The organism is Halioglobus sp. D3-4 (assembly GCF_055809315.1).
This window is the reverse complement of record NZ_CM147907.1, coordinates 3,122,994-3,137,068: the sequence shown is the minus strand read 5'-3', so window position 1 is coordinate 3,137,068 and position 14,075 is coordinate 3,122,994. Positions and strand designations below refer to the sequence as shown.

The window sequence follows — 14,075 nt, the reverse complement described above, 5'->3', positions numbered from 1 at the left end:
GGAATGGATATTTACGTGGTGTCGATTCCGCGATTTCGTGAACGCTTCGACTATATCCATCGGCATGTCAAAGCGAGATCAGGCAGAACCGTACACTCCATCTGTGTTGATGGCACTGATCCGGATACCCTGCCAGATTTTATCTCAACTCGTGGGGCGGAGGGCTTTAATCAGGGCCAGATAGGGTGTGCCGCCGCGCATTTGCTCGCGTACCACAGGATCGTCGCCAGTGGTGACAAAGCGGGCTTTGTGGTGGAGGATGATGTTCGCCTACCTGTTGGTATAGACCAGATTCTCGATAAGCTGCAGTCCGAACTGGCCGCCGACGAGGTTATTTCACTTTACAATCGCACGATCAAACGAGAAAAATTCAGTCGCATCGATGCAGTACCTGTTGCTGGCACCGGCGTCAGCCTGATCTATCCCCTGCGTGCTGCCAGTATGCGTACGTCAGCCGCCTGCCTGATCGGCCGGGATGCCGCCAGAGGGATACTGGAGTGCAATCGCAATCTGCAGTATGTGGCAGATGACTGGGCGGCTTTTCACCGCACTGGTGCTGTGTGCTCAATCCGACTGGCCCACCCGATACCCTGCAGAATGCAATCGTTTCAATCTACGATTGGCTATCGCCGTGAAGATTCACTGCCCGTGAAAGTCAGAAACCTGCTATTGCGTAATCCGCTGGGCAGAAAGTTGATAGCGCTGCGCCGGCAGCTGATTTTCCGCATCAAGGAGAGGAATATTGTGCTGGTTGAAGAGCGCTCCGCAATCTCTTCCCGGCATTGAAAGCTCGCACCATGAAGATCATGCATGTCATTGAATCACTGGGCGTTGGGGGAGCGGAGCAGCAACTCACAGCTCTGCTGCCGGCGCTGCAGCGGCTGGGACATGACGTGATGGTTGCGGTGAGAACTGAAATCCTGGATCTTTCGGGGGTGCTGCAAGAGTCCGGTGTCGAGGTTGTGCAACTGCCGGCAGGGCACAAGTGGAACCTCCCCCGGACCGCGCTGAGCCTGTCCCGGCTGGCCGCAGAGCACCGTGTCGATATCATCCATGCCCACCTGTACTTTCCCGCGCAGTCTGTCGCGCTGGTGAGGCGGTTGCGCCTGCACGGTGCTGCCACAGTGGTGACGTTTCACAATCTCGCCTATGCCCCGGGTGTTAACATCGGCGGTATCGGTCTTTCGCTGAAAAAGTGGCTCGCCGCGCTTTTGGGTGCGAAAGGGTTTGACCGAAAGATAGCCGTCAGCAATGCCGTGGCAGTGCATTACCGTGCGGCTCTGGGGCTCGATGCCATCGACGTGATTCACAATCCTGTTGATCTCGATGCAATAGACGCTTTGCCGTTGCACCGGCGACAGCCTACCGATGAGCCCATGCGGATTGTCGTGCCGGGTCGCCTCGTGCGCGAAAAAGGGCATACAGACCTGCTGCAGGCGCTAACAATACTGCGCGATGAAGGGCTCAGGTTTACGGCAGTTATCGCCGGGGGTGGCCCGATGCTCGCGGAGTTGGAACATTCAGTTCGGGTGGCTGGGCTTGCGGAAATTGTAGCGTTTACCGGAAGTCTGGCGCATCGTAGCATGCTGGAAGTTATCGCTTCTGCAGATATTGTGGCCATTCCTTCGCGCTTTGAGGGCTTTGGTTTAACGGCGATTGAAGCGATGGCGCTTGAGCGCCCCGTGGTAGTCACAGCTGTCGGTGGGCTGCTCGAAATTGTCGAAAGCGGGGTTAGCGGCGCAGTGGTCGCGGCACAACAGCCAGTGGAACTGGCTCATGCATTGAGCGAGCTGGCGGCATCGTGCGACACCCGGCAAGCCTATGGCAGGGCTGGGCGGCAACGGGTTGAGCGGTTATTCGCTCTGCCGCAGATAGTCAGGCAAATGAACACCCTCTACGAAGAGACGGTGGCGCTGCGGCAGGCCAGGGTGATCGAAAATACCAAGCGCTGGTAACGAGAAAATATAATGAAGGCCAGTATTCTCTACATTTCATACACCGGATTGTTGGACCCGCTTGGCCAATCGCAGGTTCTGCAGTATGTGCTTGGACTGGCGCCGGACTACCGCATGACGCTGCTGACGTTTGAGAAGCCCGAAGCGCTGAGAGAATCCGGTCGCCTTTCTTCGCTTGCACTGCAATGCAGGCAGGCTGGGGTCGATTGGCACTACCTGCAGTACCATAATCGCCCTAGCATGCCAGCTACCTTATACGATGTGGTTATGGGGATTCGCAAAGGCAGGCAGCTCGCGCGCAGGGCTGATGTGAGCATAGTACATTGCCGCAGCTATTTGGCCGGTCTGATGGGGCTGCTGGTGAAAAGGGCAACGGGCGCGCGACACCTGTTCGACATGCGCGGTTTCTGGGTTGATGAGCGAGTGGATGGCGGAATGTGGCGCAAGCGTTCGCTGCGATATCGCAGCTTCAAATACCTGGAGCGCCTGCTGTTTACGCATACCGATCACGTGGTCTCGTTAACGCGCTCCGGGGCCGCCGAGATAGACAGGTTCAGTTATCTTGACAGTTCGCCACCTCCTATTTCGGTTATTCCTACCTGTACTAATATGGCGCTGTTCAGGCCGCAAATTAGTGTTCGAGCTGAAGGCACGGGTTTCACTCTCGGCTACGTTGGCTCTGCCGGCAGTTGGTATATGTTCAGTGATGTTGCCCGTGTGGTGAAATTGCTGTTCGAAACTGAACCGGCGTCACGCTTTTTAGTCATCAATCGGTCGGGCCATAAGGACATTCGCGAGACCCTGGAGCGGGCGGGCGTCGATATGGCACGTGTCGATATGAAGGCAGTGGAGTTTGATCAGGTACCGGCTGAAATAGCAAACATCGATGCAGGGATATTTTTTGTCAAACCCGTATGGTCGAAGCGCGCATCCAGCCCCACCAGACTGGGTGAGATGCTCGCCAGTGGCAAGCCGGTACTGACCAATGGCAGGGTCGGAGATGTTGAGGAAGACGTTAACGAAACCGGCACGGGTGTGGTGATCAATGACTGGGATTCCAAGACTCTGAGTTCAGCGCTATCGCGCCTTATCAGTATTGCTCGGCTACCGGGAATCTCCCAACGCTGTCGCAGTGCAGCGCTGCAGCGGTTCTCACTACGCGATGGTATCGCAGCATACGCGAAAATTTACGCTGCTTTGGCGGCTAACAGTGAGCGGAGCAGCGATTGACCAGACGCGCAATCAAAGTGCTGTTCCTGACGCGGTATCCGTATGAGGGCGCCAGCAGCCGGTATCGGGTGTATCAATACGTGTCCCATCTGGAAGCGCTGGGTGTGCGCTGTGATCAGCAGAGCTTTATGGACACACAGATGTATCGGCGCTATTTCACGCACGGTGCTGCCCTTCAGAAAGCCTGGTTGATGTGCAAGGCAATAGCCAAACGCCTGCATGTACTGCTGCGGTTCAGGGACTACGACATCATCTATATGCAGCGCGAGCTGTTTCCTATTGCTCCGCCATTGGTCGAACGCTATATGAAAAGCTGCGGCGCGGTTTTATTCTTCGATTATGACGATGCCCTCTTCATTAACAAGCCGAGCCGCTTCACCCCGGTTGCGACCTATCTACGATCACCGGAAAAAAATCTGGAGCTGTTTGGGCTGGTAGATTGCGTTGTGGCCGGGAATGACTGGCTCCGCGATAAGGCTTTGAACCACGGGGCGCATGCTGTGACGCTCGAAGTGGCAGAGGATACGGACAGAATTTCCATGCATGCGAGGCATTCCAATGACAAGCCCGTTACTATAGGTTGGCTGGGCTCTACCACAACGGTAAAGTATCTGCGCGTCATTGAGCCGGTTCTCAAGCGGATTGCGGCTGCTAACCCTGATGTGTGCTTTGAGCTGATGGGCGGTGGGGACTTTCATATGGATGGCGTTCCCTGGAAGGCCACTGCATGGTCGCTGCAGGGTGAGCTGACAGCGCTTTCGCGGTTCGATATCGGGTTGATGCCTTTGCCTGACGAAGACTGGGCGCGAGGGAAGTCCGGGGGCAAGGCGCGAACCTACATGGCCGCGGGCGTCGTCCCCGTCTGCTCTGCAATCGGCTACAACCAGCAGCTAATTCATCACGGGAGAACCGGGTATCTCTGTAATAATGAAGAAGAGTGGTATGCGTCGTTGACCATGCTGATCAATGATCCCGGGTTGCGACAATCCATTGCTGAACAGGCCAGAGCGGATGTGGAGCAGCGCTTTGCCCCCGCTCGTCAGGCTTTGAAGATGCGCGAGCTGTTTGACGATGCATTGGCTAATCGTGCCGGTGCTGGCTGCGCTGAAGGTAAATCGTGAAAAGTAGCCAGCTGCTGTGATCCTCTACGTATCCATTTTTATGTCGCTGGCCGTTCTGGGCATGGCAAATGTAACGCACCGACAGAGAATGTTTTTCTTTGGCGCGCTCTATGTGTTTTTTGTGCTGTTTGTGGGTGCCAGACTGGATACCGGTTGCGATTTTGCGACGTATTTTCTACGCTTTAAATATCTGCTGTTCAATAACATCAACTCGCTCTTCGATACCAGTGAGTCGGGTTTTTTCCTGCTCTCCTACCTGACCAAGAAAGCGGGGTTGGAGTATGTCTGGCTAAATATCTTTTCCGCTGCGATCTTTTTCTACTACCTCATCAAGTTTGCACGCAATCATCCCAGGCCGCTTTTGCTGCTAGCGCTGGTATTTCCGATACTGGTAATACAGCTGTCGATGTCCGGTGTGAGGCAGGCACTTGCCGTGGCGTTCCTGATGGGGGCTCTGGACGCTTTTCTGCACGCCAGGCGCATACAGGTTGTGCTCTATATCCTGATCGGATCAACTTTCCATCAATCGCTGGTTATTCTTCTGCCGCTGGCACTTATGGTGGGCAGGTCCTATTCCTTTGCACGGGTTGTCGGAGCGATTGTCATTCTGATGCCGGTCGCCGCGTACTTGCTGTCGGGGCGGGCGGAGGTCTATCAGGACAGGTACATCGAGGAAATCTATGGCGAAATGGACTCGGGAGGTGCAATTTTCAGGCTCGGTCTGCTGGTTATTACGGCAGCGTTGTTTGAGCTATACACGTCGCGCATGGCTCGGGTGTTTCCCAACGAATACAACCTGATGCGGCTGTTTGCACTAGTGTCATTCGCTCTGATCCCTGTGATGCTGATCAATACCGTTGCGCTGCACCGACTCATTTTCTATGTTGTTCCCATGCAGGCCTATATTCTCGCTGCTTTACCCAGTGCGATGTTTTCCAACAGGCGGTCTGTGCAGCTGGCTGAACTGGGTGTGATAGCTGTTTATGCTGCCTATATTTTGGTGTGGTTCTCGGCGTCGCGTCATGCCAATATTTGCTATGTCCCGTATCAGAGCTATTTGTTCTGAGAATGCTACTTCTCTGTTGGCGACGTCATTGATGATCTTGAGCGTATGAACACTCCCCGGCCCTATGCAATAGTGCTCGGCTTGTCACCCACCGGGTTGTACGTGGCCAGGGAATTAGGGCGAAGCAGTACGCCGCTGCTGGGCGTAGACACTGGGTTTGCCAGTGCCGGCGCATCACGGTATTTTCGCGCGACGGGTGGCGTCTGGTACGAGGCGGATAGTGAAAGTCTGGCGGTCCGCTTGTTGGAGTTTGCAGCTCGACTTGAGGGTAAGGCGGTGCTCATCCCCACCAGCGACCACTATATCGAGTTTGTTATCGAGAACTATGCCAGGCTTGAACCCGTCTTCCATATCGCCAAATGCTACGCTGAGAAGGCTGAACAGCTACTGGACAAGCAGAAGTTTCATCAGCTGTGTGAGCGGCACGGTATTCCGACGCCCGGGGTATGGGCGCTGTCGAGCTTGGCGGAAGTTGCGCAATTGCCGGAGATTCCCTTTCCCTGCATTTTGAAGCCCACACTGATCCACTTGGCGAAACCGTTTCTGCGTGGCAAGAAACTGTTCATTGTTGAGAGCCGGGACGAACTTCTAACGCTCTCTAAGGCGATTCCGAAAGCGACGGGGAGCTGGTTGGTACAGGAAATCATTCCGGGCGAGGAATCGCGTATCACGCTGGTGGCCGCCTATGCCAGCGACAATGCTAGGGCTGGCGATACGTTTACCGCAAGAAAGCTCAGGCAGTACCCGCCTGGATTTGGCTCGGCATCCAGGGTCATCAGCGAGACCCTTACCGAAACCCGCGCTACAGCTGAGAAACTTGTCTCGGCTATTGGGTTTTCCGGGGTCTACGGCGCCGAGTTCAAACGTGATCCCCGCGACGGGAGACTCAAGGTCATTGAAATTAACCCCAGACCGACTCTGTGGTTCTATGCAAGTCATGCCGCAGGAAAACGCCTGCTAGAAAGAGCGTATTGTGATTTGACGGGCCTGCCGCTGGCGAGCCCAACAGAGCAGCATGATGGCATACTCTGGCACTACGCGCTCAAGGATGCCGCGTCGGCAGTTTTCTACCGCTATCGGGGTCGGGGCTTTATTCTAGAAGCACCGGATCTCACCGCGGGTGGACCGGTCAGTGGCCGTTGCTGGCCTGTGTTCAGTCTCACCGACCCTCTGCCTTTTGTTGCCGAGTTGGCCGTTTATGTGATGAAGTTTTTCAGGAGAGCATTCTGAAACGGATTATAGTCAATGCCGATGACTTTGGCCTGACGCAAGGTGTGAACGATGCCATCATCGACACCTTCGAGGACGGTGGCGTAACCAGCACCACACTGATGGTCAACGCCGGGGCAACCGAAGATGCAGTGGACAAAGCCAAACGTTCACCCGGATTGGGTGTCGGCCTGCACTTTAATATTACGCTGGGCCGCCCGATTTCCAGCCCTCACTCGGTTGCAAGCCTGGTTGATGAATCAGGACAATTCTATTCCCGCGGTACGCTGGCTGCAAAATTGCTGCTTGGACGTGTCAGTAAAGCGGAACTTGAGCGTGAACTGAGGGCACAGTTCGGGCTGATGAGGGCGCTGGGGCTCAGCCCCACGCACATTGACAGCCATCAGCATCTGCACACCTTTCCACAGTGCTTCGATGTAGTTGCCGCCTTCGGTGTAGCGCAAAAAATCCCGATCCGTATGCCCTGGGTATTGCATCCCGCCGGTGTGCAGGCGCCTGTTGCACGGCGCTTGAAACTCGGCGTGTTGGGCGCGCTGCTGGCTCGCAATAGCCGGCGTTGGAATGGGCGGCTGGATTGGAACAGCGGGTTGGGCAGTATATTTGATCTGGGCAATATCCCGCAGGAGTTGGATACAGAGCACTACCGCGTGTTACTGGAAGCGGCTCCAGCGGGTGTGTTTGAGCTAATGGTGCACCCGGCCAGAGATTCAGGAGAGCTCGGTGGGCTGACCAGAATTGGGGATATCAGCGAGCGTGAGTGGCGCTTCCTGATGTCCGGTCGCCTGCCCGTTTTACTGCAAGCACTCGGTTTTACCAGTGTGCATTACGGTGACATTTGAACCACACTATCGTTACTGCTGACCAATACTCACAGAACTGCTGATTATCGCCTATGAGCACTATCACATTATCGGCCAATACCTCCTGGTATCTGTTCAATTTCCGCGCGAGCACTATTCGCCAGCTTCTTGCCAGTGGTCATCGTGTGATTTGTCTTTCGCCGCCGGATAATTACAGTGCGCGTCTTGTGGATGAACTGGGTTGTGAGTGGTTTCCCCTGGTTATGAATAACAGCGGTAATAACCCGGTCCAGGATATCGGGCTGATACTGCAGTTCTGGCGTTATTACCGGCGTTACAGGCCGGACGCTGCGCTGCATTTCACGATCAAGAACAACGTCTATGGTACATGGGCGGCAAGGGCGCTGGGCGTGCCGGCGATAAACAATGTGTCGGGATTAGGTACGGCGTTTATTCGTAAGGGGCTGGTCTCGGCGATAGTACGCCTGCTCTATAAAACCAGCCAGCCGTTCGCACAGCGGATTTTTTGCCAGAATGAGGAGGATCTGCAGCGTCTGGTGGATTCGAATCTGGTGCCGCGGGAGCGGCTCGAACTGTTGCCCGGCTCCGGCGTCGACCTCGAGCGTTTTCATCCGCGCCATAGAACGTCGCACCAGGGTCCCTTTCGCTTCCTGTATGCGGGGCGAATGCTGGCCGACAAGGGCCTGTATGAGCTGATTGCGGCTGTTAGTTCGCTCCATGCAGCGGGTATTGAATGCTCTCTGTGGCTGGTGGGGTTTGCCGGGGTAGGGAATGTGTCAGCGATCAGCGAGTCGCAACTGGATGAGTGGTCGAGGCTGCCTGGTGTTGAGTGGCTGGGCCCCTGTGATGAGATGGAATCTGTTTACGCACAGGTGGATTGTGTCGTACTGCCCTCCTACCGGGAGGGCATGCCGCGCAGCCTGCTGGAAGCCGGCGCGATGGGCTTGCCGGTGCTTGCAACCGATGTGCCCGGTTGTCGACATATCGTGGCAGACGGCTATAACGGCCTGCTGTGCCAGATGAGAAGCAGTGATTCACTGATGCAGGCCATGCGCGCGATGATAGCGATGACGGCTGATGCGCGGGTAACGATGGGCAGGAATGGCCGCACTCTGGTGGAAGATAAGTTCGACGAGAGCCTCGTGCTGGATGCTACCCTGCGAGCAGTAGCGACCGCAGTCCAGCAGTAGTAGCGAGGTTTTGGGCCTGTGAGCAAACTGCCGCCGTGCCTGTAAGGTTCCATTTATCGGCTCTTGATTGTTTTCGCCGGCACACCTGCGACTATCGTTCGCGCAGCGACGCTCCTGTTCACCAGCGCGTGTGCCGCTACAACTGCTCCACTGCCGATACGAACGCCCTGCAGTACGGTTGATTTTGCTGCGAGCCATACATTGTCCTCAATCACCACCGGCGCAGTGGTGAAGCCGGCGCGGCAAATGGGGTCGGAATCAAGTGCGTGATCCTGGTCGCGAATCACCACGTACTCGGCAATCAATGCATTGGCCCCGATATCAATCTGCTCTCTGGAGACAATCAGACAGCCATCGCCAATGTGGCTGTTGTCGCCAATTGTGATACTGCCTCCGCGCGCCACAATGACCACATTGTCACTGAAGCTGACGCCGCTGCCGATAGTGATTCTGCCGTTTGCGGTACACGCCAGCGTGACTTTGCCGCCGCATACAGGGCGCGAAGCAAAGCTCACACCAGTCATTAACCAGCGGCTTTTGGCGACCAGCAGTGCTGCGCCGACCGTGTTGCGAATGCGGCGCAGGCCCGACAGTGCATTATCAAACATCATGCTGGTGACCCGCCGTTACTGCCATGGTGAGAGGGATTTGTGTCGACTGTTAAACATAGTACTTGATGCCCAGGCGTTGTTTTACCCGAATCCACAGCAGTATGTTCCAGGTAACCAGCATTGTCATAGAAGAAAATGCGGCTCCTTCCAGGCCAAACCGCGGCAGCAGGATAATGTGCAGCAGGATATTCACTGTCAGCGCTATGACCATCGATTTCGTGACGTCATTCTGGTGGCCTGTCATATTCAGTAGCAGGGCCACAGTGCCCAGTGCGGCATTCACGGCCTGTCCGGCGGTAAGCAGCAATAACGGTGTGTATGCCGCTGAAAAATCCGCACCATAAAAAGTCGCCAGCAGCCAGGGGCTGGCGACGGCAATACCCACTATCAGCGGCAGCGTGGCTGCAATGATGAGCCTATTTGTTTTTCCCACAAGCGCCTCTATACCGCGCATATCACCCTGTGCATACAGGCGTGAGACATACGGGGATACTACCGTGTTGCTGACCTGTAGAATGATCACCACAAACCCCGCTAGTAGCGTCGCGACGCGGTAAAAGGCGATTTCAGCATCGCTGCTGTAGAACGCCAGAAAGACAATACTCAACTGCATATTCAATACCTGCATTCCCGCCGTCAGGCCAATGGGAAGTGCCGCTGAAAACCATTTGCGGGTATCAAATGCCGCACTGGCTGATACCACTGCCTGCGGTTTCCGGCTGTTGAACAGGCACCAGCCAGCAACAAAGGCTGCCAGTGAGCAGACCACATAGTAGGCCACAACGTATTCGGCAGAAGCTGGAATTGGCAGGACAAATAATGCCAGCAACAGGCCTGACATCAACAGCGCAGGGCGGATGATGCTCTCCGGCAGTTGTGCCAGTATGATATGCCTCAATCCACCGAGCATGGCATCGCGCAGTGCACCCAGCGAGAGTATCGGCACCAGCAGCAAGCCCAGCAGCAAGGCGCTCTGCTTCTGGGGTGCGTACTCGCCTGGATTCAACCACAGCCATCCGGCAGCGCCGAGGCAGCCCACTGCCGCCACTACCGCGACAAACTGGTGTGACCGCAATGCCAGGCCTTTCATATAGCCCCATTTTTCCCGTGCCTGCAGCGCGGAAAACTCGCGCGTCACCAGAATGGGCATACCAAACTGGGTCGGCACACTGAGCAGGGCGACAACACTCAGCACAAAAACGTAAACGCCATAGCCATCAGCACCCAGAAAGCGCGCCAGCAGAACCGAGTTGATGAAGCCCAGCACATAGTACGAAATTCGGATCAGGAAGCTGCCGGAGAACAGCTTCAGCAGGCGATCGAGGTTCAGTGTCTCTGAGACGGTGTCAGTCATGGGCGAACTGTAGCAGGTTTGGCGGCGTTATCGACGCAGAGATTTCGCCAGCTTTGACGGGTTGTACACGGCTGTGTAGGTAAGGTGCTGTGCTCTGGCATACAGATCAAGCAGTGTTGCCGGGGCGGCATAATTGTAGCGCATCCGCATCAATCGGGTTCGATAGCGAATGCTGGTGCCAGCGTGCGGTGGCGTAGCATTCCGGTATCCCATCAGCGTATTGACGAGTTGGTCAAAAACATGGAATGCCTTGCCGCAGCGTGCGCTGACCAGCTTACTGTCGAAGCTCTGCGCTGCCTCCCGTAAGCCAATATAGTCGCAGGCCTCGCGGATTGGAAACTGGCAGGCGGCGAGATAACCGTCATGCAGCAGTTTCCCCAGAATAATATGGATGACCTGGTATTCTGGCGATGGCACGAGGAAAGTGGCGCCGCCAGCCTGTTGTTCAGTCGCGCCGTCGAAAAGTGGTTCCAGCGGGATTTTGTCCTGAAACCTGCGCGGCAGAAAGTGTCGGTGTAGCTCAACGAAGGCGGCTTGTTCCTCCTTTACCAGCGGGGGGAGATGATGGTGTACGGTACTGGTGTCGATGGCTGTGCGGGTATTCACGGCAATACCGGGACGTATCTCGAGCGGCCTGTAGTTGCGGTAAAAGCGGTAGCCATCTGCCTGTAGTGCCTCGCCTGCGGCAAGCAGGGAATCCGGTGGCACGATCAGGTCGATGTCGGCCTGCTGCCGAAAACCCGCTTGTTCCCGGTTTATTGTCAGCAGGTGTGCGCTACCTTTAAGCAACAGCGGCGTGATACCTGCATCGTTCAGTGTCCGGATTAAACTGAGGCACTGCGCAATGATACGCATATTGCGCTGCGTGTTTTCCAGTAGTGCATCGCGCAGCCGCTGTTTGTCTTGCTCTGAGAAGTTGTCAGTCACCTCAGGTTGTGCGAAACAGCGAACAGCCAGCGCAGGAAGGACGTCCGTGGCAGCCGCCTGTTCAATCATCTGCGGCATCAGTTGGGCACCGACAGCGGATGCCAGTGCCGCGCTATCGCGCCCGCCGATTGTCCGACACAGAGCCTGAAATGCAGCCCAGTTCGATGGCATCAAGCAACGGCCGGGTGATGCAACGGCTTAACGTCCTACACAGCTGTACTTGAAACCCTGCTCCAGCATCCACTGCTTGTCGTACACATTGCGCAGATCCACAAAGACATCGCCGCGCATCAGGGTTTTGATGTGGCCGAGGTTCAGGCCCCGGTACTGGTTCCACTCGGTCATCAATACAATGGCATCCGCATCCCGCACCAGATCGTCAATATTGTCGGCATACTCTACCGCAGCGGGCAGTTCCTTGGCCGCCTCTTCCATGCCGTGCGGATCGTGGGCTTTAATCAGGGCGCCCTTTTCAACCAGAGAAGGCAAAATCGTCAATGACGGGGCATCGCGCATGTCGTCGGTTTCGGGTTTGAATGTCAGCCCCAGTACGGCAATGGTTTTGTCTGCCACGCTGCCACCGAGCGCCGCCTGAATCTTGCTCACCATCTGCGATTTTTGCGCAGCATTGGCCGCGACGACAGCCTCAACAATGCGGCTGGAGGTTCCCGCATCCTGCGCCATGCGGATCATTGCCTGGGTATCCTTGGGGAAACAGGAGCCGCCGTATCCAGGGCCGGCATGCAAAAACTTCTTGCCGATACGACCATCGAGGCCCATACCGCGCGCGACCGCGCTGACATCGGCACCGGTTTTCTCACAGAGTAATGCGACTTCGTTAATAAAGCTGATTTTTGTCGCCAGAAACGCATTGGCCGCGTACTTGGTAATCTCGGCGCTTTCCAGATCAGTAATCAGGAACGGTGCCTCGATCAGGTAGAGAGGGCGATACAGTTCGCGCAACAGGGTTTCGGCGCGGGGGGTTTCCACACCCAGCACCACCCGATCGGGACGCATAAAGTCATTGATCGCCGAGCCCTCGCGCAGGAACTCGGGATTTGACGCCACATCAAAGTCAGCGTCCGGGTTGGTTTTGGCTATTATGCGTTTGACCTCGCGTGCAGTACCCACCGGCACTGTGGATTTGTCCACGATCAGGGTATAGCCCTTCAGGTACTGCGCGATTTGTGTGGCAGCGGCGTAGACATACTTGAGATCCGCGTGTCCGTCACCGCGGCGTGTGGGTGTGCCGACGGCGATAAACACAAGGTCTGCATCGCCGACAGAATCCTTGAATTCGGTTGAGAAACTCAGGCGTCCCGCCTGGACATTGCGTTTTACCAGTTCTTCCAGGCCCGGTTCATAGATAGGGATTTTGCCGCTTTCAAGGGCCTCGACTTTGCCCTGGTCCACGTCCAGGCAGGTGACGTTGGCACCGAATTCTGCAAAACAGGCACCGGAGACCAGACCAACGTAGCCGGCGCCGATCATTACAACATTCATGACTCTTCCTTATGCATATGTTTCAGATACCATGCCACGAAGTTGTTGATGCCATCCTGTACTGTGGTTTGGGGTTGATAGTCGACATCTTCTATCAGGTCCTCAATATCAGCATAGGTGGCAGCCACATCGCCGGGCTGCATGGGCAGGAGTTCCCGTTTCGCGGCCTGTCCCAGTGCTTTTTCGATCGCTTCGATAAAGTCCGTCAATAATACCGGCTTACTGTTACCGATATTATACAGTCGATAGGGTGCGCTGCTGGTGCCCGGGTCGGGGTAGGTAGAGTCCCATTCGGTATTGGCGGTGGCCGGTTTGTCAGTCACGCGGATAATGCCCTCGACGATATCATCGATATAGGTAAAGTCGCGCTGCATATTGCCGTTGTTGAACACCTTGATGGGCTCTCCGGCAAGAATTGCTTTGGTGAACAGGAAGAGCGCCATATCGGGGCGGCCCCATGGGCCGTAGACTGTGAAGAACCGCAGGCCTGTGGTGGGTATGCCGAACAGGTGTGAATACGTGTGTGCCATCAACTCATTGGCCTTCTTGCTCGCCGCATAGAGCGAAATCGGGTGGTCTACGTTATCGTGCACCGAGAAGGGCATGGCGCTGTTCATGCCGTACACCGAGCTGCTGCTGGCGTACACCAGGTGGCCAATATTGTGATGCCTGCAGCACTCCAGAATATTGGTGAAGCCCACGATATTGCTGTCGATATAGGTGTGCGGATTTTCAAGCGAGTAGCGCACACCGGCCTGTGCCGCCAGATTGATCACAGCATCGAAGTCATTATCGGAAAACAGGGCCTCCATCGCGGCGCGGTCCTGCAAGTCAGCCTTTACGAAGGTGAACTCGGGCAGCTTCTGCAGCCGGGCGAGGCGCGCTTCTTTCAGGCCGACATCGTAGTAGTCATTCAGGTTGTCGAGGCCGGTAACAGCATCGCCGCGTGCCAGTAGCTTCTCGCTGAGATGGTAGCCGATAAAGCCGGCGGCGCCGGTGACAAGTATATGCATGAGGATGACTCTGGTTCGCTAGCCTGGATGCGCATGATAGATTGTTTTCTGCGC

General features: G+C 55.9%; 13 protein-coding genes. 8 read left to right on the top strand and 5 right to left on the bottom strand.

The annotated features are described in order from the left end of the window. The first annotated feature begins 3 nt into the window (after positions 1 to 3). Genes AC0L6S_RS13530 through AC0L6S_RS13495 form a run of 8 tightly spaced genes read left to right on the top strand, consistent with a single transcriptional unit; the run spans position 4 to position 8,613 of the window. The gene (locus AC0L6S_RS13530; RefSeq protein WP_473424531.1) at positions 4 to 786 is read left to right on the top strand and encodes a glycosyltransferase family 25 protein; all 783 of its coding nucleotides are present in this window, start codon (positions 4 to 6) and stop codon (positions 784 to 786) included. Between the two features lie 11 nt (positions 787 to 797). Beyond that, positions 798 to 1,955, top strand: a complete 1,158-nt coding sequence (locus AC0L6S_RS13525; protein ID WP_473424530.1) for a glycosyltransferase family 4 protein — start codon at positions 798 to 800, stop codon at positions 1,953 to 1,955. Positions 1,956 to 1,967: 12 nt separating this feature from the next. Then, on the top strand, positions 1,968 to 3,185 hold the full coding sequence (locus AC0L6S_RS13520) for a glycosyltransferase (protein WP_473424529.1): 1,218 nt from the start codon (positions 1,968 to 1,970) through the stop codon (positions 3,183 to 3,185). Continuing rightward, entirely contained in the window at positions 3,182 to 4,306 is a 1,125-nt protein-coding gene (locus AC0L6S_RS13515) for a glycosyltransferase family 4 protein (protein WP_473424525.1), read from the top strand. The genes AC0L6S_RS13520 and AC0L6S_RS13515 overlap by 4 nt, the downstream gene beginning before the upstream one ends. Positions 4,307 to 4,322: 16 nt before the next feature. Further along, complete coding sequence (locus AC0L6S_RS13510) at positions 4,323 to 5,372, top strand: EpsG family protein (RefSeq protein ID WP_473424524.1); 1,050 nt, start codon at positions 4,323 to 4,325, stop codon at positions 5,370 to 5,372. A gap of 45 nt (positions 5,373 to 5,417) precedes the next feature. After that, positions 5,418 to 6,602 carry a carboxylate--amine ligase gene (locus AC0L6S_RS13505; protein WP_473424523.1) on the top strand — a complete coding sequence of 395 codons (1,185 nt, stop codon included), beginning with the start codon at positions 5,418 to 5,420 and terminating at the stop codon, positions 6,600 to 6,602. Then, positions 6,512 to 7,441 (top strand): carbohydrate deacetylase, encoded by a 930-nt coding sequence (locus tag AC0L6S_RS13500; protein ID WP_473424519.1) that lies wholly within the window; start codon positions 6,512 to 6,514, stop codon positions 7,439 to 7,441. Before AC0L6S_RS13505 ends, AC0L6S_RS13500 begins: the two co-directional genes overlap by 91 nt. Before the next feature lie 53 nt (positions 7,442 to 7,494). Beyond that, positions 7,495 to 8,613, top strand: a complete 1,119-nt coding sequence (locus tag AC0L6S_RS13495) for a glycosyltransferase family 4 protein (protein WP_473424518.1) — start codon at positions 7,495 to 7,497, stop codon at positions 8,611 to 8,613. 53 nt (positions 8,614 to 8,666) lie between these two features. Here the strand turns inward: AC0L6S_RS13495 and AC0L6S_RS13490 are convergent, their stop codons facing one another. From AC0L6S_RS13490 to AC0L6S_RS13470, 5 genes are read right to left on the bottom strand one after another with little or no spacing between them, the layout of a single operon-like run. Continuing rightward, positions 8,667 to 9,224, bottom strand: a complete 558-nt coding sequence (locus AC0L6S_RS13490; protein ID WP_473424517.1) for an acyltransferase — start codon at positions 9,222 to 9,224, stop codon at positions 8,667 to 8,669. A 49-nt stretch (positions 9,225 to 9,273) separates the two neighbouring features. Further along, complete coding sequence (locus AC0L6S_RS13485) at positions 9,274 to 10,578, bottom strand: oligosaccharide flippase family protein (protein ID WP_473424516.1); 1,305 nt, start codon at positions 10,576 to 10,578, stop codon at positions 9,274 to 9,276. Positions 10,579 to 10,605: 27 nt separating this feature from the next. After that, positions 10,606 to 11,676 (bottom strand): nucleotidyltransferase family protein, encoded by a 1,071-nt coding sequence (locus AC0L6S_RS13480; protein ID WP_473424515.1) that lies wholly within the window; start codon positions 11,674 to 11,676, stop codon positions 10,606 to 10,608. A gap of 27 nt (positions 11,677 to 11,703) precedes the next feature. Continuing rightward, positions 11,704 to 13,008: a UDP-glucose dehydrogenase family protein gene (locus tag AC0L6S_RS13475; RefSeq protein WP_473424513.1), complete on the bottom strand. Its 1,305-nt coding sequence runs from the start codon at positions 13,006 to 13,008 to the stop codon at positions 11,704 to 11,706. Next, positions 13,005 to 14,021 (bottom strand): NAD-dependent epimerase, encoded by a 1,017-nt coding sequence (locus tag AC0L6S_RS13470; RefSeq protein ID WP_473424512.1) that lies wholly within the window; start codon positions 14,019 to 14,021, stop codon positions 13,005 to 13,007. The genes AC0L6S_RS13475 and AC0L6S_RS13470 overlap by 4 nt, the downstream gene beginning before the upstream one ends. Between the last annotated feature and the right edge of the window lie 54 nt (positions 14,022 to 14,075).